This is a genomic window from Nostoc sp. 106C, assembly GCF_002154725.1.
In the GTDB taxonomy this organism is placed as follows: domain Bacteria; phylum Cyanobacteriota; class Cyanobacteriia; order Cyanobacteriales; family Nostocaceae; genus Aulosira.
In genome coordinates, this window is record NZ_MTAW01000054.1 from 1 (window position 1) to 21,020 (window position 21,020).

Sequence of the window (21,020 nt, forward strand, 5' to 3'; positions counted from 1 at the left end):
GTCAAGCACGGTTTTGTAGACGAGCCGTCACGGTGACGGGACGGCTTAGTTCAACTTAGTTATTCGTCATTAGTCATTAGTCATTTGTCATTGGTTAAAGAATCTTGGACTATAGACTATTGACTACTGACTTTTGGCTGTTTTAACTTTTGACTTTTTTATGGCTATTTGGTTAAGTTTGTGCGGTGTAGTTTTAGTTGTAGCCTACCTACTAGGTTCTTTCCCTACTGGCTACATTGCCGTGAAGCAGTTAAAGGGTATTGATATTCGAGAAGTTGGTTCTGGTTCAACTGGAGCAACCAATGTTCTCAGAACCTTGGGTAAAGGGCCTGGGGCATTTGTGTTAGCAATTGATTGCTTAAAGGGAGTATTAGCGATCGCTCTAGTTTATCAGTTATTCAACTTTGCCCCAGTTCATGATTTAATCCCCTCTACGGTAGATGCGAAGCTGTGGCAACCTTGGTTACTAACTCTAGCGGGGTTCGCAGCAGTTCTCGGACACAGTAAATCAATTTTTTTAGGCTTTAGCGGTGGTAAATCTGTAGCTACTGGTTTAGGGACTTTGTTGGCAATTAGTTGGCAGGTAGGTTTAGCAACAGCAGGTGTATTTGCCCTTGTCATAGCGATATCGCGGATTGTTTCTTTGAGTTCCATTGCAGGTGCGATCGCTGTAACGATTTTCATGGTAATTTTCCATCAACCTTTAGCTTGCATTCTGTATGCCTTTCTCGGTGGATTATATGTGATTTTCCGCCACCGCAGTAATATTGAACGGCTGCTTGCAGGAACTGAGCCAAAAATTGGACAAAAGGTAACGACAGAACCAGAACAACCTGCATAATTTCTGTAATGCCTACATATAGAACTGTAGTTCTTTACTAGAGTTCAATCAAAAATTATGTTGGCAAATACAATTAAAAAAAGTTTATTAGCAGTAGCCACAGCATTATCAATTTTGCCTGGGTTAACACAAGTTGCCCAAGCTCAGTCTAAACCAGATTTATTTGGTGCGATCGCTTATTCTCCCTCTACCAGAGTTACCACGGGAGCAACAGGTTTATCACGCCAAGAAGCTGAGCGTAGCGCTATTTATAATTGTCAGCAACAATCTCAAGCCAAAGATTGTTCAGTTCCACTATGGTTTAAAAATTCTTGGGGAGCTTTAGCAGTTGGTTCTAACGGTGCTTATGGTACAGGCTGGGGATATGATACCAATCATCCTGGTAAGGGTAGATCGATTGCAGCACGTTATGCAATCCAAACCTGCCAAAATTATGGCGGGGTAAATTGTCGAGTCATTTTTACTAGAGAAGCTAGATATCAAGTGATTGATAACGGCCCAGTATTAATTCCTGCTAATCAGTAAGTCTGTTGGTAACTTAACCTGAGTTCGGGTTAAGCCAGAAGCTAAAAAGCTTATTGTGTATAGATTGAGCAAAATTCTAAGTGGTAAAAGAAGTGATTAAAGTGGAATCGTTTCGTCAATAAGGTTCACAAATGAGATTAATATCAACAACATGCCTTATTGAAAATATATGAAAACAAAGTTTCAGACCAGACAACGAAAAATCAAGGGGTTTGAGGATTTCTTATCCCGAACTCAGGTTAACTTAATTTATTTCATATATTATGCGATCGCTGTTGGTGTACGACGCAGAGCAATCTTCTTAATTGGGATGCTATTGTTTGCTGTAGCTTGAGTAAAGCTCGAATACACTTGCCATAGCTAATTAAGCTAATAGAGTTTGAAGATTTTCTACTTTGATCAAAATTTTGAGTAACGCTACTACCCCAATTTGGGCAGAAACGGCAGTAGCATCCCATTGACCATCGCTTTTGTACTTACCTTGGGTGTAGAGATTAGTGCCTGACCATAAGTAAGGAGTCAGAACTTCTGGATGATACTGCCTATAGCCAAAACCATTATATTTCTCTATCTGCCAAAGCTGTGCGGCTAGGCTCCAATCTTTTACTTTGTCAAATTCTTGAAGAGTTAAAGCATCTATTGCACTCTCTTCCCACGTATATCCTACCTCCCAGCCGTTGATTGGTTCGGCAATTGGTCTACCTGATGGTACGTTCAATGTGCGTTTTTTTAGCGAGTCGCCGTTATGTAGATGTTTGGTGAATCTCAGGGAGGATTCCATGTTGTGAATGACTGCAATAAAGTACCAAGGCACATTAATTTCTCGCTGAACTGCTTGATATCGACGGCGATTTAAGCGGATTTTCGCAACTATCTCTTGAGTCTGGTTTAAATTCTCAGGTTTGATTTCGCAACTATTCCAAAGTTTCTGATATTCCGGTTTGAGATCGCGAAGACGAAGTGATATTTCTGTGGTCATTTCTCTAATCACTAAGTAATAGCACTGGATTTTTTAGTGCCACAAAGCTAACTTATTTTCTTAAATTTGAAATTTATTGATACAAAAAATTAATTTTTTTTGGAAGTATGAGTTAGTAACTAATGCTACGCTCGTCAACAGTTCGGCTCAATCTCAAAAATTGTAAATTTATTTATACAAAAATTAGTTTTTTTGACAATATTAGTTTTCCGGTATTACTTAGTTTTATAGCGATAATTGAATTTACATTACGTAACTACTGAAATATTGTACTTAATAACATTCTTCCAATACACTATATAAGTGCTTTTTCTGGATTAAAGATGTACTTATATATACTAAGATTGTATATGATAAGTAAGAATTTTGACGAGAATTTGTATCCAAAGGTATGTTCTCAAACAGAATTATTCTACACAAGTATGTTTGTACCTACCTAGCAAATAGATAAATGGAGGCAAGTACGGGATGAAACTACAAGATTTCTTAGGAAAACAAGAGAAATGGAACTTCGAGGCAATTGGTCAAGATACGGAATTAACTCGTCAGATTCAGGTGCTTTTAATTGGCTTGGGTCTATTAGATGCTCCAGCAGATGGGAAGTTTGGCCCAGTCTCAGCAGCAGCTCTGAAAAAATTTCAAGAATTAACTAAGTCTGGAGAAAATGATTATTTAGGAGCAGTTACAGCAAAAAATCTCATTGAAACTAAACCAGATGAACTACCTGAACCACCTTTAAAACTAAGCAATAGCATTGCCAGCAGAATTGTAAAATATTTACAGGCAAAAAGTTATCAGGTATTTACAGGAACCAGACAATATAACATTGTTTATATAGAGGGAATGAATGAAGATTGGAGTCTCAACGATGATTTACCCAATCAATTTAATGACCGCAGGATTGTCATTGAAATAGTAGAAGGTGTGCCCAAAGTTGTGAACCACTGGCAAGCAACCACTGAGCCGGGCAGCTATTATACTTATAACCCGATGAATCCGGCAGGTGCAGCCAGAATTAAGTTTGGGCAATATAAAGCTTGGGCAGTAGGCTACCACGGCAATGCAGACCGCCACGAAGCCTTAATACAAGTTGCGCCGATTACTGTTCACCGAGATTTCAACAAAGATTTTCAACGCACTGGCGATAAACTTGATACAGGTCTTTTCCAAGTTAATCAACACTGGGGTTATGATGCTCCAGCAAATGATATTAAGAATGCGAGTGCAGGTTGTTTAGTAGGGCGTAGGCGAGATGGACATCGAGAATTTATGGCAATTATTAAACAAGATCGCCGCTATCTAGCTAATAATGACTACGTCTTCTACACTACAGTTATTCCTGGAGATGATTTCTTGAAGAGTTTCCCAGGATGAGGTTTGGCATCTTCATTTTGCTGTAATTTAACTACTTTACAATTTCACAATATTTGCCCACCCTACTAAGTCAATCAGGTAAGGGTGGGCATTGCTTATTCGATTTATTCCCTTAACAAGAATGCGATCGCATATTGAACCTAGATCAAGTAGTATTAGCCATTAATCTATGCCTGCTGCTGTTTTGCTAGAAAACGTCTCCAAGTTTTACGACAAATGCCCTGTTGCCAATCACGTGCCAGTCACTATTGAAACAGAAGAGATATTTGCTCTGCTTGGCCCCAACTGTGCAGGTACGGCTTTGGGAAAATATTCGCAATTTGAATCAGCAGGGGATGACAATACTACTGACAACCCACTTCTATATGGATGAAGTGGAGTATTTATGTGATGCTTTTGGTTCGCTCAAGCCAGGATGCATTGGAATTATGGATGCTGGTAAGTTAATTTCTTTGGTAACTCTGCAACAATTACGCACTGCTCCTGGCGAAGGTTTAGTGATGAAGCAGCAAGATGTTGCTGAGGTACAAGGTGATAGTGCACTTTGCTGGGAATATCTATTTTTCCCTACTCTAGAAGCAGCTAATATCTACTTGGAACAACAGCCTAATAAAATCGGGATGATGGTACTTCCCTGTTACTTGAAAAATATTTTTGTAGACCTAACAGGACGCCAGTTAGATTAACCTCATCCTCCTAAATCTCGCAGTAATGCTTCTACTCTGGCGACACCATCGAAGTCATTGCGTCGCTGGTATAAGTCACGCGCTTTATTAAGCAAGTTGCTGGCTTGCTTGGCTTGCCTTCTTTGCTTATACATTGAACCCATTAACTCATAAGTTTGGGCATTATTGCGATCGAGGTTGATTGCTTGTTCGTATGCCCAGCCAGCTGCTTGGTAGTCTCCCAGACGGGACTGAGTCACAGCTAATCCCAAATAAGCATTGACATTGTTGCGGTTTAGTTGAATAGCACGACGGTAAGCTTCTTTTGCCCCAGATGTATCTCCCATATTACCTTTGATGTAGCCCACAGCGTAGTAGAAATCCCCATTGTTGGGATTGATAGCAAGAGCACGACGATAAGCTGCTAGTGCTGCTTGAAAATTTCCTTGTTGAGCATATAAATAACCAATGCCCGAATGAATCTTCGCATTCTTGGGTTCCAAACCTGCTGCTTGTTGATAAACAGAAATTGCCCCATTATAATCACCAGTATCCACCAACCTGCGCCCTTCTTCTAGCATTTGCTTTACTTCTGGATTTCTAGCTTGTGCTAACAAGACTTGAGCTTTAGCCGCTGGGGATATAGTGGCGGCGAAACAGCCTAATAACAAAATGCTTACTATAAGTGAGATACGTTTGTACACAGTAAATTTCCTGAGGTGAGAGCGAACTTTTTTCTTGTACATTAAAACAGAAATGTTTATTTTTGAAAACTGTATTTCTTCATTTTTATAAAATATTAATAATCTCTGATAAACACTGTCAGTACTGGTGCTGTAGAACCCGAGTTTTTACTGAAACATTAAGTAAGAAGTAGCTGAATGAAGGTATATTCCACAGTATGGTGAATTATGCTTTGTAGGCATAAATGGCTTAAATTTATACATTGCGCATAAATCTAAGTAATATAAAACAAATTAAACTTTCAATATTCTCTTAGAAATATCAAGAGGTGTTATTGACATTTCGGAGCTAACGTTAGCCTGTAAATGGGAATGAATTTTACTCATAAATAAATTTAAGCAGCCTGTATGCGAATTCCAAGAGCTTTTGAGCTTTGCATTCATCCTCATCTCGGGATTATCTGGATTAGATCGATCTAAACTCCAAAATGTTCCCTTACTCCTGCTCTCTGCACATAGTTATAACTGATGTAAAAATTTATAAGCGTATATATACAAGTCTATTTGAGTTGTGAAATTATGCATGAAGGCTGGTAATAACCAATAGAGAGTAGATTTTTTCGCGTATGATTTAGGATTGTTATAGTTAATCAACCGACACACTATTTATGAGGCTAAATTATGATTTTGACTACAACTGATGTGATTCAAGGAGCAGTTATCCAGTCATATCTGGGCATTGTAACGGCAGAAATCGTGTATGGCAGCAATTTCCTACGGGATTTTTTGGCTAGCATTCGCGATATTGTCGGTGGACGCACAGGCAGCTATGAACGTCTGTTTGAGCAAGGTCAACGCAAGGCATTACAAGAGCTAGAGCTACGAGCACAGCGTTTAGGAGCAGATGCTGTGATTGGCATTGAAATTGATACAGGTACAATCAATGTTGACCAGTCAGGAGTGTTATTACTGATTACTGCCACAGGTACTGCTGTGAAGATGCGTTAGTTTTTCTATGCTGATAAATTTAGATGTCATTTTTTGCTATAAGCCAATAAATAATTATCAGTAAATTTTCTAAATTAAATGTTTTTTATTAAACAGTAACTAACTCTGAAAAAAATTATTAGTTTTTCAGAGTATAATTAAAACATTTTGATAATATCGCTAATATATTTAAAACTTAAGTATTAATATCTAATAAAGTAGGCAATAGTTTGAAAAAAAATACTGTATAAATTATAGTTTGACCTAGCTTGGACAAAAGAATTAGACAAAATTTATTACTACTAAAGATAGAGTATGTAACTCTTTCTGCTGATAGATAGAAAAAATTATATTTAGCAATTTAATCTTAATCAACAAGCAAAAATATACCTGGAAAAAGTTTTGCTGAAGCAGTAAAGGAGAAAATAGATTTATGTCATATGCAAATCGGGTAGGAGACCAAGTTATTCCTCCTGAGCCTGTGGTAGCGGGTCGAGTCGCTGAATATCACGACCTTGTGCGTTGGGGTCCAATCATTTCTGGTGTGTTGGTTGCTTTAGTAACGCAATTAATTTTAAGTGCATTGTTTGGTGCGATCGGCGCAGGCAATGTTGCAGGTTCAGGAGCACCGAGAACTATTGCACCTAATGTTGCTAGTAACGTAGGTCTTTGGTCAACAATTGGTTTGTTAATTTCTCTGTTTACTGGTGGTTGGGTAACAGCGCGCGCTTGTGGCCCGATGAACCGCAACACAGCATTGCTTAACGGCGCAATTCTTTGGGCAACAACTTTAGCTCTTAGCTCTTGGCTATTAGCAAGTGGGGTATCGGGTGCTTTTGGTGTAGCTGCTTCTAATGCAGCGGCAGTTCTGAACCAAACACAACAACCGATTGGCAATGTGCCACAAAATATACCAAACGTATCTGCTCAACAAGCTCGTGAAATTGCTGCTGCTACCTCTAGAGGCTTGTGGTGGTTTGTCTTCGGTTCTTTATTGGGTTTAGCCGCTTCGTTGATAGGAGCAGTTGCTGGTGCTCGTAGACCTAGAACTAACACTTACAACCCTTAAAAAATTGTCTGGAAAAGCACACTTCATTAGATTGAAATAGCGCCTTTTTAAAGGTGCTTTTTAATATCTAAGGCTCAAGTAAAAATAAGTAGTGCGAGCAAGATGCTCGCGCAGGCTTTCCGGCCTGCACTACAAATATTAAATTGTTCAACTTATTTTTACACGACTCATAAAGATTAATTTGCCGATCGCACTTGCCCATTGCTTTACCATCTTTTTGGAGCAAGGTTGGCTTGATAATTATCAAGACTTGGAATGCATAATCTTTCCATAGCCCCACCTATGGCACAATAAAGAACGGTAATAACAAAAATATTGATAAGGTAATTTAGTGAGTCCTACTGCTCAAACCACAGCGAGTACGCGACGTGTGGTATTCCCGTTTACAGCAATTGTTGGTCAGGAAGAAATGAAACTGGCCCTGCTGTTGAACGTGATTGACCCCAAAATTGGTGGTGTGATGATTATGGGCGATCGCGGCACCGGCAAATCCACAACTATCCGGGCCCTGGCCGATCTGCTACCTGAAATCTCTGTTGTTGCTAATGACCCCTTCAGCAGTGACCCCAATGACCCTGATTTGATGAGCGATGAAGTCCGCCAACTGTTAGAACAAGGGGCAGAAATCCCTATAGTTCTCAAAAAAGTGCAGATGGTAGACTTGCCTTTAGGAGCCACAGAAGACCGAGTTTGCGGCACAATCGATATCGAAAAAGCTTTATCTGAAGGTGTGAAAGCTTTTGAACCGGGATTATTAGCAAAAGCTAACCGGGGTATCCTCTACGTGGATGAAGTCAACTTACTAGACGATCACCTAGTAGACGTGTTACTTGACTCCGCCGCTAGTGGTTGGAACACAGTAGAACGGGAAGGGATATCTATCCGTCACCCAGCGCGCTTTGTGCTTGTCGGTTCTGGTAACCCGGAAGAAGGTGAACTACGTCCCCAACTTCTTGACCGCTTTGGAATGCACGCGGAAATCCACACGGTGAAAGAACCAGCTTTGCGAGTGCAAATTGTGGAGCAACGGGCAGAATTTGACCAAAATCCTCTAGCATTTGTCGATAAGTACAAACCCCAACAAGAAGCACTGCAACAGCAAATTGTCAACGCGCAGAACTTGTTACCTCAAGTTACAAGCGACTACGATCTGCGGGTGAAAATTTCGGAAATTTGTTCGGAACTAGATGTGGATGGTTTGCGAGGTGATATTGTTACTAACCGCGCCGCCAAAGCCTTAACCGCCTTGGAAGGACGTACTGAAGTCACAGTTGATGACATCCGTCGTGTAATTACTTTATGTCTGCGTCACAGGCTGCGGAAAGACCCTTTAGAGTCAATTGATTCTGGCTACAAAGTAGAAAAAGCTTTTGCGCGGGTCTTTGGTGTAGAACTACCAGAAAATGATACTGCACAAAAAAACGGTACAGGTCAAAAGTTAGGAGCGAGGAGTTAAGCATTTTTAGTTATGAGTTATGAGTTTTGCATAAAAATCAGCTTCATAACTCCTAACTCTTCACTCTTAACTCAGCACTCTGAACTCAGAACTCAGCACTTGTTATGAGATTTTGGAATTTTTGGTTAAACAGTTTTATTTTATCTAGCCAATACAACCCACCTCGGTTTGTAGAGTTATTAATGTTAATGCTAGCGATCGCCATGTTAGGAATTGCCACCATTATGCCAGATAGACCTTACATGGTATTGGGCTTGAGTTTAGTAGTGGGGGCATCTATTTCAATTTTAGTTAGAGAAGCGATCGCTCCCTCACCCCAAACCCGAATTACCCAACTCACAGCATTGATATTACTGTTTATTAGCCTGTATGGCTTTGCTGACTTGCTACAAACTCTTTAATTTACTCAAGAGTCCTAACCATTCATTGACCATTAACTCCATCCTTGCATCTCCACTAGTTCCATAGACAATTCATTAATTTGTTCTAAATCTGGTTTGTGGGGAAGGGTTGATTGTTCGTAAGCGGTTTCCATTTTAGCGACCAATTCCTCCGCCATTTTCATCACCTGATCGTAAGAATATGCACCTTGAAGAATAGCTCTTAAATCCTCTGCATCACCAGCTATTCTTCTATCAACAGTCACTTCTCCTTTTTGCAAGATTTCGAGTCCACTGCGTAGCAGTCTAATGCAGTGCATACCATGCTTCAGGTCAAAACCAGACTTTCTTTCCATTTCTGCCCTAGTTGGATTGCGATTTTCCTGCCATGATAAGTAAGCTTTCCATTCTCTTAAAGCTACTTGATAAGTTTGGCTTTTTTGAAGTAGGCGAATAAAATCTTTACGGCTATTAGTTAACCTTTGTGTGTATTCCAGCGTTTCATCGGGTAAAGTGTACTGTTTGAGTACTCCTTTAAAATCAATATCTGCTGTCAGCAGTTGGTATAATTGTTCAGCTTCTTCTAGAAACTCAATTCGTCCTCTAATTAAAAGATAAAGATATTCCAGAAAAGCATTTAGCTCATCTTTAATTAGTGGTAATTCGTCTTCTATGCCAAAATCAGATGGTAGTGGTTTTTTTTGAGGTGGATTTAATAACCATTTACGATGAGTTTCCATCTTTTTAATTTGGGCAAAAGCATAACCAGAGTAAGTATGTTTTACTTTCTTAGTTAAAAATAGCCTTTTGTGCTTAATTAAATGCTGTCCTACATTTGTTAGTACAGGATAGTTATGTAACCACAGCAATTCTAAAACATTAGGATTAGCTCCAGCTAATAACTGAAGAATTTTTCTTAATTCGTAGATAACTGTATCTTTATTGCTATCCAAAAATGGAAATATTCCTGGTTCATCCCAGCCATTTTCTTTTTGTTCTATGCGATCAAATCCCAAGTAATATTTTTTAGGCGCAATAAACACACCCCGATAATCAAAGTCAGAATCAGGACGATTTAATCCATAGCCGTGACTACCTGCTAAACCAATCAATATTGTTCTTTGTTCAACTTCTATTCTTCTCATCTTAGGTAATTAAAATATAGCCATACTAACTCATTAGGGTTCGGGTTGCTATAAGACTTAATTCGCAAAAAATTCTCTGTTATTTGTTGCACCTAAACAAAGGAATAGAGAAAATCTGAGCAACGAGATCTGCTGCTCAGACTTTTCGGTGCTGTTCTGTGTCTCAACTAACTACACCAGCACAAATCTCGATTTCGCTAATCTAGTCAAAATTTTTGAGAAAATCTGATTATTTTCTTGCTAACCTACACAGCGATCGCTCAAACAGCTTTGTAGATAAGATTTTTAATTCCCAATCTCCAATCCAAAATTGATATAAGGTATTGACTCAATACCAGTTAATAAAATATTATCTTAGATTGTCTGTCTAATCTAATTCCTGCTCGGATCAGGTAGACATACCGCAAAAGCTGGCAAAGCGCTAAATCGCATCTCTACAGGAGAAACAAGCCAGCTACCTGTACGGCAAAATCAAGGACAATTCCATGACTTACGCAATTATTGAAACTGGCGGCAAACAAATAAAAGTTGAGGCTGGTCGATTTTACGATATTGAGCTACTGACTGCCGAACCAGATGAGAAAGTTACAATAGACAAGGTATTACTAATACAGCACGACGGCGAAGTTAACATTGGACAGCCACTAGTGGAAGGGGCGACTGTAGAAGGGACAGTGCTACGACATTTCAGAGGTCGTAAAGTCCTGGTATACAAAATGAAGCCGAAAAAGAAAACCCGCAAAAAGCGCGGACATCGCCAGGAAATCACTAGACTGATGATTAACTCTATTAACCTCAATGGTGCTGTGTTAGTAGCCGAAGCAGCAACAACCACTGAAACTTCCTCTGAGGAAAGCGCTGCTGAATAATCAATAAAAAGTTAGGTCACAAAAGGAAATTATGGCTCATAAAAAAGGAACAGGTAGTACACGCAACGGACGTGACTCGAATGCTCAACGTTTAGGCGTAAAACGCTACGGCGGTCAAGTCGTCCGAGCGGGAAACATTTTAGTACGTCAGCGTGGTACGAAATTTCACCCAGGTAACAATGTCGGTATTGGTAGCGATGATACTCTATTTGCTTTAATCGATGGCATTGTAACTTTTGAAAGAAAGGGTAAAACCCGTAAGAAAATTAGTGTTTACGCACCCGCTGCGGCTGCTGAGTCAACCGCTAGCTAAACCTCGTCCATTTTGAAACCTGGAGTAGTGATGGCTCTCTAGCCAGTGGTGTCAACTTAACGTGAAACCCGCTCTTGTGCAAGGTTTTTCCCTCACCCCCAGCCCCTCACCCTGTGGGTGAGGGGAGCAAGAGATTTAGTTCCCCAACTCCAGGGGGAGAAGGGGTTAGGGGATGAGGGCGCGAGGTATTTGTACAACGCCCGCCCTATATCGCTTTTAGCTTAAGTTGACACCAATGCTCTCTAGCCCGCTACTACCAGTAGGGAGCAAGATGCTCCCACTACTTTTAAAACTATGGTTCTCAATAATAGATGTGGTTTAAAAAAATAGCGTGGGCAATGCCCACCCTACCAAATTTATACTTGATAGTCAGCGAACTTGAATCTACTAGTGAAGCTAGTGATAAGGTTTAACGGATAAACAAGTGACGGAGCAATATCATTTGCATTCCTGCACCCAAGGCTAAACCTGCTAATGAAAGCAGAGATGTCATCCAAAAGGCTTGGCCTTCCTTAAATCCAGCTGATTGAAAGTCTATTCTCGCCAAGATAGCCGCAGCAACAATTAGCAAGGTGTCAAGAAACATCCGAAACCAGGCAAGCATTATAAAAAACAAGAAAGCTGCGAAAACTGAAAATAAAAAAGTCCTAGTACTTGATTTAAATACGGTACTAGAAACTTTTGTCACACTAGTCCAAGGGACAGTTAAGCTTCCCACGAAAAGCAAGATAGCCAGTATAGTTACTGCCCAGACAAACAAAGGAGCTTTTGTCTCGGAAATCACCCAGCCTAAAGTACTGTAGCTAAGTAGTAATAGTGTCAGGGAAACCCAAGGAACTCGTTGCACAATCAACATGGGTTAAATATTTGGTAGCAAGTCAAGCTGTTGTTCCACAAAGATATGAGGTAACTACAAGCTTTATTTTAGAGAGTGGGCATATTTTCTGATGGTCTTTTCCCCTCAATCCGATCCTTTATGTAGGACTGTCTTGTTCTGTGGGTAGAAGCTGATCGCAGAGTCAAGGAACGTGTGAAGTCACTGGTATAGATTTTTAATCTAATGGCGTAGACTATATCTTTATCATCTTATATTTTCTAGCTTCTAGCAATCGTTGATTATGCTCTTGTCAAAATAGCAAAACAAATTTATAGAAAATTCGCAGACAAATTAGTTAAATTTTTTCTTAAACATTTGTAAACTGTTAGCAGCCGAGTAGCCGCGTGTCACATCTTGTTAAGGAATTATCATGAGACAACTTGTTATTGCTGAGCGCGTATGCCTTATTGGTCATATCGTGTCGATGGTGTTTGGACTTGTAGGCATACTACTAGTCGTACCGAATGCTGAAGTAATTATGAACCTAACCGAGGTTGGACAGACCGTCATGCAGTGGAGTATGGCTGGAGGCGGTGTGGTTTATATGATTTTGGGTGCGGCGGCTGTCTTTTTGTATGCCTACCGGACGTTGGGATTGGGACGCGCATTGGCATTTATGTTGCCATCAGTGTTTATTTCTCTAGGAAGTGAACTGTCGGGAACCAGCACGGGCTTTCCTTTTGGTCACTATAGTTACTTAAGTGGACTGGGCTATAAAATTGCAGGTTTAGTTCCGTTCACAATTCCCTTGTCGTGGTTTTATGTGGGATGCGTCTCTTACCTCTTGGCGCGTGCTGGCTTAGAAGTAGATAAAAAACCCAGCTTGTGGCGTCATATAGGTGCGATCGCTTTGGGTGCTTTATTATTAACTTCTTGGGATTTTGTACTCGATCCGGCTATGAGCCAAACCTCCCTTCCCTTCTGGTATTGGCAACAACCAGGCCCATTCTTTGGAATGCCTTACCAAAACTTTGCTGGCTGGATGGGTACTGGAGCACTCTTTATGACTGTAGCAGCATTGCTGTGGCGAAATAACCCGATTAAATTAGAGCGATCGCAACTCAATGTACCCTTGGTAGTTTATTTAAGCAACTTTGGCTTCGCTACCGTCATGAGTTTGGCCGCTGGCTTCTCTATTCCTGTATTGCTTGGCTTGTTGCTGGGTGTAGGCCCTGCTGTGGCACTTTGGTGGAAAGGTACAAATGGACAAGCTGTTGCTGTAGAACCTGCAACTCAGGAAATTTCAGTAGCACAGGTTAAAGTGGCTTTGAAGTAGGATTGGGGACTGGGGAGACGCGGGGACACGGGGACACGGGGGACAAGGAGGAAGAAGAAATAACTAATGATTCTTGTCCAATGCCCAATGCCCCATGCCCAATGCCCCATTCTCAATTCAAGGACAAAATATTTTTACACTGGATGATGCTTTGATATCAGTTAGCACTCTATCGGTTTTATTACTATTACTTCAATTACCAGCGACAGCGATTCTACTTTCACGCTTGGTAAAGGGGCCAAGACGCCATCCTCCTATCCAACCCCAACAACCAACACCAGACAATTTGGGTAGCGTCAGCGTTGTGGTTCCCACGCTGAATGAGGCTTTACGTATCAGCCCACTTTTAGCAGGCTTGAGTCAGCAAAGTTACGAACTCCGGGAAGCGATCGTTGTAGACAGCAGATCTCAGGATGGGACACCTGAATTAGTCAAAGCAGCCCAACAGCAAGACCCTCGCTTTCGCTTATTTACAGATGACCCCTTACCGCCTGGTTGGGTGGGTCGTCCTTGGGCTTTACATAATGGCTTTTTACAAACTGCTAAAGATAGTCAATGGTTTTTAGGAATGGATGCCGATACCTTACCCCATCCTGGTTTAGTGGCTAGTTTGGTGCAGACAGCCGAAGCAGAAGGTTATGACTTGGTATCGCTTTCACCTCAGTTTATTCTTAAATATCCAGGAGAATGTTGGCTACAACCGGCATTGTTAATGACTCTGCTTTACCGATTTGATCCGGCGGGTGTCAATACAGAACAGCCAGAACGAGTCATGGCTAATGGGCAGTGCTTTTTATGCCGTCGTTCAGTTTTAGCTGCTGTGGATGGTTATACAAGTGCTAGTAGTTCTTTTTGTGATGATGTCACCTTAGCCCGGTATATTGCTGCTCAAGGGTTTAAGGTAGGCTTTTTAGATGGGGCGAAGGTGCTAAAGGTACGGATGTATGAGGGGGCTATAGAGACTTGGAAAGAATGGGGACGCAGCCTCGACCTTAAAGATGCATCTCCCCGCGCTCACATTTGGGGAGATTTATGGCTACTCTCAGCAGTGCAAGGTTTACCCCTGCCAATTTTACTGAGTTATTTCTTACTTGCCCCCCAGCTAGTTCCGCCTCCCCTGCTACTTTTGTTCGGGCTAAACGTATTTCTGTTAGCGATTCGCTTTGCCATGCTATTAGCGATCGCACCTTCCTATGACCGCACAACTGCTAAAGGTGGCTGGTTATTTTGGCTTTCACCTTTAGCTGATCCTATAGCTGTGCTGCGAATCTTTCTATCTGCTTTCCGCACTCCACGCGAATGGCGAGGGAGAAAGTATAGTCAATAGTCATTGGGCATTGAGCAAGAGTCAAGAGTCAAAGGTCAAGAGTTATTTCTCCCTTGTCCCCTGGTCTTTGCGTCAGTCCGATTATTCTTCCTCACCTCCTACCTGATCGCCCCGTTCCAGTTCCCAGAGAATTTGATTTCCTTCGCGTCGTACCCGTGAGACAATCCAGTTGCGCCAACGCCATTGGTCGCCGCGACTGGTAACAGCGCTAGCGTGAACATCCATGAGGTCGGCAAGTTCCGAACTGGTAATTAAGTAGCCTTTGGTGGCAATTTCGTCAGCAATACGTAAAGTTTCGACTAGGTCGCGTAGTTGTGCCACTCTCATCTCAGGTGGCTTATCATCAATTGGGGCAGCAGAGTTTGTGATAGTTGGCTCCATAGTAGTTAGATGTGATGCAAGAGTACTGATTTCTTGTTTCCTTGTGTCAATTATTGTAGAGGTTGCTGGAGATTCAGTTACTTCTGCTACATTTATTTGATTTGTTTGTGGTAAAGATTGGCGAGAATCTGTCAGGGAAGATTGTTTGAGAGATGGGACTTTGCCACTAGCAAAAGTACGAGCAATTACATCGCAGCGCTCGTTACCTACATTACCAGAATGACCCCTAACATATTCCCACTTTACTGTATGGCTATTAAGTTCGTCCAAAGTTTCTAAAAGGTCTTGGTTTTGCACGGGTTTACCATCTGCTTTTTTCCAGCCTTTCTTTTTCCAACCTTTGATCCACTTGGTAACGGAGTTGATTAAGTATTCGCTATCGGTATAAAGCGTGATGGGTTGAATTTGTCCAGAAGTTTGCAGAAATTGCAAAGCTGCGATCGCAGCTTGCATCTCCATTTTATTGTTGGTGGTGTGGGAAGATGCATCGCCTATTTCGTGAACTGAGCCATCACTGAAGTAGACGACAACACCCCAACCTCCAGGGCCAGGATTTCCTGTACAAGCGCCATCGGTGTATATGCTTTGGATTGTGCGTTGGGACATGGTAAACGAACCGCGTTGGTACATTCAGTAATTTAGCGGCGAAAGCTGCGAAGAACTATATATGTTAGCACGGCAAAAATCAAGCCTATACCCAAACTGATACTAAAGACTTCGATTTGGTAAGGGAGAGGGTTTTTGTTTTTTGGAATTTCCGCCAGGATAACAGCAGAGGCGATTTGACTAGTTGCTAGCCCGATACCTGCGATCGCAATTGTAGTGTTAAGAGTGCGTAGTTTACCGCCGTAGGTATCGCTTTCGGTTTGCTCTCGGTCGATTTTAACCTGGATATCAGCTAAACGATCGCCATAATTTGTTAATTTTAATTGGATTATTCTGATACGGAATCGTAGAATTTGAAGGTGTAGTTTATCACCGCGTAGATAACGGAACGTTTGAGGTTAGGATGACAGGCGAACCCACGATTAAATTTACTTTTGCTGTTGATGATCCAGAGTTAGATGATGAGAGACGGCAAAAAATAGCAACCAAGCTGCTGCGGGAAATTCGGGATCTAGATGAGGTGGAGAAAGCTGATCGCGCCGAAGATTTGAACCCAGAAGCGGGAAGCAAGCCAGGGTTTGCCACTTTGATCGGAGTGCTGACTGCTGAGGTGAGTATAAAGAATGTCAAAGGGTTTTTAAGCTTTTTGGGCGATCGCTTGGGAGACAAACCAATGAAAATTAGTGTGAAAGTGGGAGATAAAGAAGTCAACATCGAAGCTAAAAGCCGAAAAGAGCTATTGGAAAGTGAAAGAATAGCAAAAGAGTTATTAGCAGCAATGGGTGACAAAAATGGCTAAGAAAATAGCGCTGCTGATTGGAGTCAGTGAGTACGGTGAAGGTATCCCGCCCCTGTCATCTGCACTCAATGATGTCGAAGCTATGCAGCGAGTTTTACAAGATCCAAACCTGGGAGGTTTTGAGCAGGTTGAACATCTGCTGAATCCTGATGCGATCGCCATGCGAAAGGCAATTCAAAAGCTGTTTAAACAAGCTGCAAAAGATGATTTAGTATTATTATTTTTCTCTGGTCATGGTATTACTAATGATCAAGACCATCTATATTTAGCAACTCGAAATACAGCTAAAGACGATTTTGAAGCTACTGCTGTAGACGCAAATTTTATCCAAGGGCAATCAAACAATTGCTATGCTAAACGGCAAGTTTTGATTTTAGATGCTTGCTACAGTGGTGCTTATGCTCAAGGTTGGCGAGCAAAAAGTATCGGTGTCGATATCAAAAAGCAGTTAGGCGCAGAGGGGCGAGTTGTTCTTACATCTTCGAGTGCAACTCAAACTTCATTTGAACAAGAAGGTGCAACACTTTCGCTCTACACTCAGTATTTAGTTGAGGGAATTGAGACAGGCGCAGCAGACAAAGATGGTGATGGCAGTATTTATGTACATGAACTGCACGCTTACGCCAAGCGAAAAGTCCAAGCGGAAAAGCCTAAGATGACACCAGAGATCATTCTGGATAAGGAAGGATTCAATATTTTACTGGCTTATGCCCCAAAGAATCCAGAGGCAGAGTATCGCAAGCTGGTTGAACAATATGCTCAAAATGGTGAAATTCCTTCACTTGCTATCAAAATCTTAAAGAAGAAGCAAGAAGACTTAGGACTCACCGATGAAAAAGCCAAGGAAATAGAAGGCGAAGTATTGGAACCTTCCCGTAGGCGGATTGCCAACTTGAAAAGTTACAAAGAAGAATTTGCTAAGGAAGTTGAGCGACAGTATCCCCTTGATCAGAAAACTCTTAAGATGCTGAAGGATTATCAGCAAGATATTTTAGGTTTGAGAGATGAGGATGTAGCGTCAATTGAATTAGAAATTACATCTTTTAAAGAAGCGGAATATCAAAAACAGGTTCAGATACAGAAACAACGAGAAAAAGAAGAATATGAAAATAACCTGCGGCGTTATGAGCAGGAATTTACAAAAGCAGTTCAAGCGCAATACCCACTAGATGAATATGTCCGCAATGGACTCAAACAGTTTCAAAAGTCATTAGGACTCAAAGATGAAGATGTAAAGCGAGTTGAAGAAACAATTTTGGCTCCAATAGAAAAAGCCGAGAGACTACGAAAACAACAAGAAGCAGAAGCAGCCGAAAAACTACTACAAAAACAAGAAGCAGAAAGGCTGCAACGCCAACAAGAAGCAGAAGCAGCCGAAAAACTACTACAAAAACAAGAAGCAGAAAGGCTGCAACGCCAACGAGAAGCAGAAGCAGCCGAGCAATTACAAAAACAACAAGAAGCTCAGAGACTGCAACGCCAACGGGAACAAGAAGAAGCCGAAAGACTGGAACGACAAAAACAAAAGACTGATGACCTGCCCTCTGAAAAGGGAGTAGACTATACGAAATTGCGCGACTTGCTAGCAGCAGGCAAGTGGAAAGACGCAGATGAGGAAACTCTAGCTGTGATGCTGAAAGCCACTGGCAGAGAAACAGAAGGCTATGTAGATGACAAATCCATCGAAAACTGTCCTTGCACAGACTTACGCACCATTGACCAACTTTGGATACAATATAGCAAAGGGCATTTTGGCTTAAGTGTGCAAAAACGCATTTACGAAAGCGTCAGAAAAGACTACGATAAGTTAGGCGATCGCGTCGGTTGGCGAAAAGGAATGTTCATCAAAAAGAATTGGCTCACCTACCTCGAACTCACCTTCTCCCTCAATGCCCCCCAGGGGCATCTCCCCGTGGTGGGGACGCGTGGACGCGGAGCCTACTCTACTCTGGAATTCCACCACGATACGGTGGTTTCTTCTCTCGCGTCCAGACTTGTGAAGTGTAACATATAAGCCGTTCAAAAATTTTTAAAGATTTATAACACAACCCATTCCCACGTAGTAATCAACATTGTAGAAATCCGATACCTGGCACTGCGGGGTTATAACAGTTCGCTTCAATAAATACCCTTGCTACTTCCTCTACTTCCGTGCTATCCGTCACTTTTTGCTTATCCCAAGGTAACGTCATCTGTCCAGGGGAATATTTTTTGGGCTTACCCTTTATCTTCATTCCTGCTAGCAAGCGACTACCCCAGTGGTTTTTTGTCTCCGGCTTGGGTTTTGGGCGATATTTTTTACAAAAGCCACGGTATCTAGCAGCGCATTCATCCAGAGTTTTACCCAGTCTTAACTTCTAGCATTCGATGGTGGTGGTGGATTACGGCAAAGCCTACTGTCACAGGATTGGTTTTTTATAGTGTCTAGTTATGGTGTGATGGTGGTTGGATGTAGAGCAGTAATTTTTAAATAACGAGTAAAGTCGCTGGTGTTGAAGGTCAAGATGTGAGTTAAGCTGTGTACCAGCATTGCTGCGACCAGTCGAGCATCATGTACGTTGACTCCCTTAACTGCATAGGTAACTACCAGTCGTTCCCATTCTTGGTAAATTGCCTCCGTATCCAGCAACAAAGGAAAAATTGTCTTCAAGCGGTTAATTTCTGCTTCTGCTTCGGCTGCGGTATGTCCCAAGCCATTTCTCTCTGTAGGACGGGTGTAAACATTCCAAAATTCAATTAAGTTTTGCGGTACGATGCATAAACGCTCTCCCCGTCTTAGCAAAATATTGATTGCGTTACTTGCATCTGGGTACATTGGGTGAGAAGGTTCTACGCTACGCAGCAATACATTAGTATCTACAAGAAAAATCAATTATTATTCCTCGTTGTCATACATACTTTCCCGGCTAACAGCATAATCTGATAACAGCGCTGAATTGCGGTTGTGACTTGAAGCCCATTCCGAAAAAGCTTGTGCTAATTCTTCTGGAGTGGCAGTCTCATACAAAGGACGTTCTCTTTGTGGTTGCACTAATCGCTCAAGCATTGCATCCAGGTGTGGTTTAATTTCGTCTGGACTTTTTGTGGTTATCCGTGCCAAAACTTGGGTAATTGTCTCTATATCTTCTTTATGGGCTGATTCAAAATTGCGAAGCACTTGTTTGGAAAAGTTATTCATATACTGCGTACTATAATTTTTAGGCGTATTGCTCTTATTTTAGAAGCAATCCGCAATATCGCTCGATGTCGCAAAGCACAACGCACCTTAAAATTATGCCTGTCACAGAGAACGTCACGATTTTCTTTACAATCAGTAATCATCTTTAATGCGTTGTAAGCCAACAGCTTATTATGCTTGGCGATCGCTAATCCTCTGTGCCCTAATAAAAACACGTTATTCACAAATGAGTCGAGGTTCTCTATAGATGAGTACTTGTTGATAAACAACCCGATCTGGTTGGTCACAAATGCGATCGCGTTCTCTATGAATAAGTACTCGTTGATAGACAACCCGATCTGGTTGGTCACAAATGCGATCGCATTCTCTATGAATGAGACCTCGTTAATAAACAACCCCGACTCGTTTGTTGTGAATGCGATCGCGTTCTCTATGAATGAGACCTCGTTAATAAACAACCCCGACTCGTTGGTCACAAATGGGTTAAGGTTCTCTATGGATGACTACTCGTTGGTAACGATAGCTAATTTTGTAAGCGAATTGCGATCGCACTCGTGGCTAGATTTGCACACCTCCAGCTTGAAAAATCTGTTCGGCGGTTAAATTCAATTCCGGGAAAGTGGGAGAGATAATGCGTTCCCCGTTTCGGAACTGCTGGATTTGGTATTCTCCCTCAACTAATGAGTAAACCGAGATAGTCGGTTGTTTGGGATTGCCAATAAACCGCCTACCGCCTAAAGCGGCATAATCTACAATCCAGTATTCGGGAATTCCGACTGTTTCATAAGCAGCAACTTTTGTCAGATAATCATCACGCCAGTTAGTGCTAACCCTTACGGGTTCGTCAGTTGCTTCAACGCGGGGAACCCGCGCAACGCACTGACTCACCACTTCAATCACCAGTGGTATAGATTCGGCTAGGCTTACAGTAGAGTCTTTTTTCCAGAGTGGTTCATTGACTAAATTGGGGCGGTTTAATAACAGCACATCTGGCGAGTAAGCTGATTCACTCTCCAATGGTTTAACCAACGCTGTTTTGGGAATGAAGTAGGGAAGTTTTAGTTGCCCAATTTCGATAGATATATTTAGTGCCAAAAAACCTACAACTTCTTCGTGTTCACCTGTAGGCTGGGACATCTCGACAACGACTCCATCATGCAATTCATAACGTTTTCCAGAGTTGTCTGGGTATTTGGCAACGAATTCATCGAATGTAACTAGTTTGCGTAAGGTTTGAGTCATAAATTTATTACCTTCTATATCGCTTCATTTGTCATTGGTCATTTGTCA

General features: G+C 41.6%; 25 protein-coding genes and 1 pseudogene. 16 read left to right on the forward strand and 10 right to left on the reverse strand.

Annotated elements, in window-relative coordinates; all coding sequences use genetic code 11:
* Window positions 1–160 precede the first annotated feature (160 nt).
* The 3 genes from plsY (at window position 161) to BV375_RS37485 (ending at window position 1,700) form a co-directional block, all read left to right on the forward strand.
* On the forward strand, window positions 161–841 hold the full coding sequence (plsY, locus tag BV375_RS04815) for a glycerol-3-phosphate 1-O-acyltransferase PlsY (RefSeq protein ID WP_086757842.1): 681 nt from the start codon (window positions 161–163) through the stop codon (window positions 839–841).
* A 57-nt stretch (window positions 842–898) separates the two neighbouring features.
* Window positions 899–1,366, forward strand: a complete 468-nt coding sequence (locus BV375_RS04820) for a DUF4189 domain-containing protein (protein ID WP_086757845.1) — start codon at window positions 899–901, stop codon at window positions 1,364–1,366.
* Between the two features lie 169 nt (window positions 1,367–1,535).
* Window positions 1,536–1,700: a hypothetical protein gene (locus tag BV375_RS37485; RefSeq protein WP_208099055.1), complete on the forward strand. Its 165-nt coding sequence runs from the start codon at window positions 1,536–1,538 to the stop codon at window positions 1,698–1,700.
* A 30-nt stretch (window positions 1,701–1,730) separates the two neighbouring features.
* Here BV375_RS37485 and BV375_RS04825 read toward each other — a convergent pair whose 3' ends face one another.
* Complete coding sequence (locus tag BV375_RS04825) at window positions 1,731–2,345, reverse strand: hypothetical protein (RefSeq protein ID WP_086757848.1); 615 nt, start codon at window positions 2,343–2,345, stop codon at window positions 1,731–1,733.
* 468 nt (window positions 2,346–2,813) lie between these two features.
* On the opposite strand from BV375_RS04825, the gene BV375_RS04830 reads away from it, so the two are divergent.
* From BV375_RS04830 to BV375_RS04835, 3 genes and pseudogenes are all read left to right on the forward strand, one after another.
* Window positions 2,814–3,719 carry a peptidoglycan-binding domain-containing protein gene (locus tag BV375_RS04830; RefSeq protein WP_086757851.1) on the forward strand — a complete coding sequence of 302 codons (906 nt, stop codon included), beginning with the start codon at window positions 2,814–2,816 and terminating at the stop codon, window positions 3,717–3,719.
* Between the two features lie 169 nt (window positions 3,720–3,888).
* Window positions 3,889–4,092, forward strand: a complete 204-nt coding sequence (locus BV375_RS36535; RefSeq protein ID WP_166507371.1) for a hypothetical protein — start codon at window positions 3,889–3,891, stop codon at window positions 4,090–4,092.
* A pseudogene (locus BV375_RS04835) lies at window positions 4,016–4,405 on the forward strand (ABC transporter ATP-binding protein); the annotation flags it as partial. The gene BV375_RS36535 and the pseudogene BV375_RS04835, both read left to right, overlap by 77 nt.
* A gap of 2 nt (window positions 4,406–4,407) precedes the next feature.
* Here BV375_RS04835 and BV375_RS04840 read toward each other — a convergent pair.
* Window positions 4,408–5,088, reverse strand: coding sequence for a tetratricopeptide repeat protein (locus BV375_RS04840; RefSeq protein ID WP_086757854.1), 681 nt, complete (start codon window positions 5,086–5,088; stop codon window positions 4,408–4,410).
* Between the two features lie 660 nt (window positions 5,089–5,748).
* Between BV375_RS04840 and BV375_RS04845 the strand changes: the two genes are divergently transcribed.
* The 4 genes from BV375_RS04845 (at window position 5,749) to BV375_RS04860 (ending at window position 8,980) form a co-directional block, all read left to right on the forward strand.
* Window positions 5,749–6,075: a YbjQ family protein gene (locus BV375_RS04845; protein WP_086757856.1), complete on the forward strand. Its 327-nt coding sequence runs from the start codon at window positions 5,749–5,751 to the stop codon at window positions 6,073–6,075.
* Window positions 6,076–6,487: 412 nt separating this feature from the next.
* Entirely contained in the window at window positions 6,488–7,123 is a 636-nt protein-coding gene (locus BV375_RS04850; protein WP_086757858.1) for a hypothetical protein, read from the forward strand.
* Between the two features lie 331 nt (window positions 7,124–7,454).
* Window positions 7,455–8,579, forward strand: coding sequence for a magnesium chelatase ATPase subunit I (gene bchI, locus BV375_RS04855; protein ID WP_086757860.1), 1,125 nt, complete (start codon window positions 7,455–7,457; stop codon window positions 8,577–8,579).
* 104 nt (window positions 8,580–8,683) lie between these two features.
* Window positions 8,684–8,980: a hypothetical protein gene (locus BV375_RS04860; protein ID WP_086757862.1), complete on the forward strand. Its 297-nt coding sequence runs from the start codon at window positions 8,684–8,686 to the stop codon at window positions 8,978–8,980.
* Window positions 8,981–9,012: 32 nt separating this feature from the next.
* Here BV375_RS04860 and BV375_RS04865 read toward each other — a convergent pair whose 3' ends face one another.
* The gene (locus tag BV375_RS04865) at window positions 9,013–10,104 is read right to left on the reverse strand and encodes a nucleotidyltransferase domain-containing protein (protein WP_086757864.1); all 1,092 of its coding nucleotides are present in this window, start codon (window positions 10,102–10,104) and stop codon (window positions 9,013–9,015) included.
* Window positions 10,105–10,589: 485 nt separating this feature from the next.
* Between BV375_RS04865 and rplU the strand changes: the two genes are divergently transcribed.
* Entirely contained in the window at window positions 10,590–10,973 is a 384-nt protein-coding gene (rplU, locus tag BV375_RS04870) for a 50S ribosomal protein L21 (protein ID WP_086757866.1), read from the forward strand.
* A gap of 31 nt (window positions 10,974–11,004) precedes the next feature.
* Entirely contained in the window at window positions 11,005–11,286 is a 282-nt protein-coding gene (gene rpmA / locus BV375_RS04875; RefSeq protein WP_086757868.1) for a 50S ribosomal protein L27, read from the forward strand.
* A 409-nt stretch (window positions 11,287–11,695) separates the two neighbouring features.
* Here the strand turns inward: rpmA and BV375_RS04880 are convergent, their stop codons facing one another.
* On the reverse strand, window positions 11,696–12,142 hold the full coding sequence (locus BV375_RS04880) for a hypothetical protein (RefSeq protein ID WP_086757871.1): 447 nt from the start codon (window positions 12,140–12,142) through the stop codon (window positions 11,696–11,698).
* 391 nt (window positions 12,143–12,533) lie between these two features.
* On the opposite strand from BV375_RS04880, the gene cruF reads away from it, so the two are divergent.
* Window positions 12,534–13,439, forward strand: a complete 906-nt coding sequence (gene cruF / locus BV375_RS04885; protein ID WP_086757874.1) for a gamma-carotene 1'-hydroxylase CruF — start codon at window positions 12,534–12,536, stop codon at window positions 13,437–13,439.
* 94 nt (window positions 13,440–13,533) lie between these two features.
* Window positions 13,534–14,766: a 2'-O-glycosyltransferase CruG gene (gene cruG / locus BV375_RS04890; RefSeq protein WP_208099056.1), complete on the forward strand. Its 1,233-nt coding sequence runs from the start codon at window positions 13,534–13,536 to the stop codon at window positions 14,764–14,766.
* An 81-nt stretch (window positions 14,767–14,847) separates the two neighbouring features.
* Here cruG and rnhA read toward each other — a convergent pair whose 3' ends face one another.
* Window positions 14,848–15,753 carry a ribonuclease HI gene (rnhA, locus tag BV375_RS04895; protein WP_086757877.1) on the reverse strand — a complete coding sequence of 302 codons (906 nt, stop codon included), beginning with the start codon at window positions 15,751–15,753 and terminating at the stop codon, window positions 14,848–14,850.
* 403 nt (window positions 15,754–16,156) lie between these two features.
* Here rnhA and BV375_RS04905 point away from each other — a divergent pair, with 403 nt between their 5' ends.
* Window positions 16,157–16,552, forward strand: coding sequence for a hypothetical protein (locus BV375_RS04905; protein ID WP_086757880.1), 396 nt, complete (start codon window positions 16,157–16,159; stop codon window positions 16,550–16,552).
* Window positions 16,545–18,566, forward strand: a complete 2,022-nt coding sequence (locus tag BV375_RS04910) for a GUN4 domain-containing protein (RefSeq protein WP_086757883.1) — start codon at window positions 16,545–16,547, stop codon at window positions 18,564–18,566. The genes BV375_RS04905 and BV375_RS04910 overlap by 8 nt, the downstream gene beginning before the upstream one ends.
* Window positions 18,567–18,618: 52 nt before the next feature.
* On the opposite strand, the gene BV375_RS38025 is transcribed toward BV375_RS04910, so the two are convergent.
* The 5 genes from BV375_RS38025 to BV375_RS04935 form a co-directional block, all read right to left on the reverse strand.
* On the reverse strand, window positions 18,619–18,786 hold the full coding sequence (locus BV375_RS38025; protein ID WP_243713847.1) for a hypothetical protein: 168 nt from the start codon (window positions 18,784–18,786) through the stop codon (window positions 18,619–18,621).
* A gap of 194 nt (window positions 18,787–18,980) precedes the next feature.
* Window positions 18,981–19,424 (reverse strand): type II toxin-antitoxin system VapC family toxin, encoded by a 444-nt coding sequence (locus BV375_RS04920; RefSeq protein WP_086757889.1) that lies wholly within the window; start codon window positions 19,422–19,424, stop codon window positions 18,981–18,983.
* Between the two features lie 3 nt (window positions 19,425–19,427).
* Window positions 19,428–19,730, reverse strand: coding sequence for a hypothetical protein (locus tag BV375_RS04925; protein WP_086757892.1), 303 nt, complete (start codon window positions 19,728–19,730; stop codon window positions 19,428–19,430).
* Complete coding sequence (locus tag BV375_RS36540; protein ID WP_166507372.1) at window positions 19,727–20,206, reverse strand: hypothetical protein; 480 nt, start codon at window positions 20,204–20,206, stop codon at window positions 19,727–19,729. Before BV375_RS36540 ends, BV375_RS04925 begins: the two co-directional genes overlap by 4 nt.
* 82 nt (window positions 20,207–20,288) lie before the next feature.
* Complete coding sequence (locus tag BV375_RS04935) at window positions 20,289–20,972, reverse strand: Uma2 family endonuclease (protein WP_086757895.1); 684 nt, start codon at window positions 20,970–20,972, stop codon at window positions 20,289–20,291.
* Window positions 20,973–21,020 lie beyond the last annotated feature (48 nt).

Excerpts from the sequence above, each read along its gene's own strand:
- plsY (WP_086757842.1), top strand. The coding sequence starts at position 161 with ATGGCTATTTGGTTAAGTTTGTGCGGTGTAGTTTTAGTTGTAGCCTAC.
- BV375_RS04820 (WP_086757845.1), top strand. The coding sequence starts at position 899 with ATGTTGGCAAATACAATTAAAAAAAGTTTATTAGCAGTAGCCACAGCA.
- BV375_RS37485 (WP_208099055.1), top strand. The coding sequence starts at position 1,536 with ATGAAAACAAAGTTTCAGACCAGACAACGAAAAATCAAGGGGTTTGAG.
- BV375_RS04825 (WP_086757848.1), bottom strand. The coding sequence starts at position 2,345 with ATGACCACAGAAATATCACTTCGTCTTCGCGATCTCAAACCGGAATAT.
- BV375_RS04830 (WP_086757851.1), top strand. The coding sequence starts at position 2,814 with ATGAAACTACAAGATTTCTTAGGAAAACAAGAGAAATGGAACTTCGAG.
- BV375_RS36535 (WP_166507371.1), top strand. The coding sequence starts at position 3,889 with ATGCCTGCTGCTGTTTTGCTAGAAAACGTCTCCAAGTTTTACGACAAA.
- BV375_RS04845 (WP_086757856.1), top strand. The coding sequence starts at position 5,749 with ATGATTTTGACTACAACTGATGTGATTCAAGGAGCAGTTATCCAGTCA.
- BV375_RS04850 (WP_086757858.1), top strand. The coding sequence starts at position 6,488 with ATGTCATATGCAAATCGGGTAGGAGACCAAGTTATTCCTCCTGAGCCT.
- BV375_RS04860 (WP_086757862.1), top strand. The coding sequence starts at position 8,684 with ATGAGATTTTGGAATTTTTGGTTAAACAGTTTTATTTTATCTAGCCAA.
- BV375_RS04865 (WP_086757864.1), bottom strand. The coding sequence starts at position 10,104 with ATGAGAAGAATAGAAGTTGAACAAAGAACAATATTGATTGGTTTAGCA.
- rplU (WP_086757866.1), top strand. The coding sequence starts at position 10,590 with ATGACTTACGCAATTATTGAAACTGGCGGCAAACAAATAAAAGTTGAG.
- rpmA (WP_086757868.1), top strand. The coding sequence starts at position 11,005 with ATGGCTCATAAAAAAGGAACAGGTAGTACACGCAACGGACGTGACTCG.
- BV375_RS04880 (WP_086757871.1), bottom strand. The coding sequence starts at position 12,142 with ATGTTGATTGTGCAACGAGTTCCTTGGGTTTCCCTGACACTATTACTA.
- cruF (WP_086757874.1), top strand. The coding sequence starts at position 12,534 with ATGAGACAACTTGTTATTGCTGAGCGCGTATGCCTTATTGGTCATATC.
- cruG (WP_208099056.1), top strand. The coding sequence starts at position 13,534 with ATGCCCAATGCCCCATTCTCAATTCAAGGACAAAATATTTTTACACTG.
- rnhA (WP_086757877.1), bottom strand. The coding sequence starts at position 15,753 with ATGTCCCAACGCACAATCCAAAGCATATACACCGATGGCGCTTGTACA.
- BV375_RS04905 (WP_086757880.1), top strand. The coding sequence starts at position 16,157 with ATGACAGGCGAACCCACGATTAAATTTACTTTTGCTGTTGATGATCCA.
- BV375_RS04910 (WP_086757883.1), top strand. The coding sequence starts at position 16,545 with ATGGCTAAGAAAATAGCGCTGCTGATTGGAGTCAGTGAGTACGGTGAA.
- BV375_RS38025 (WP_243713847.1), bottom strand. The coding sequence starts at position 18,786 with ATGAAGATAAAGGGTAAGCCCAAAAAATATTCCCCTGGACAGATGACG.
- BV375_RS04925 (WP_086757892.1), bottom strand. The coding sequence starts at position 19,730 with ATGAATAACTTTTCCAAACAAGTGCTTCGCAATTTTGAATCAGCCCAT.
- BV375_RS04935 (WP_086757895.1), bottom strand. The coding sequence starts at position 20,972 with ATGACTCAAACCTTACGCAAACTAGTTACATTCGATGAATTCGTTGCC.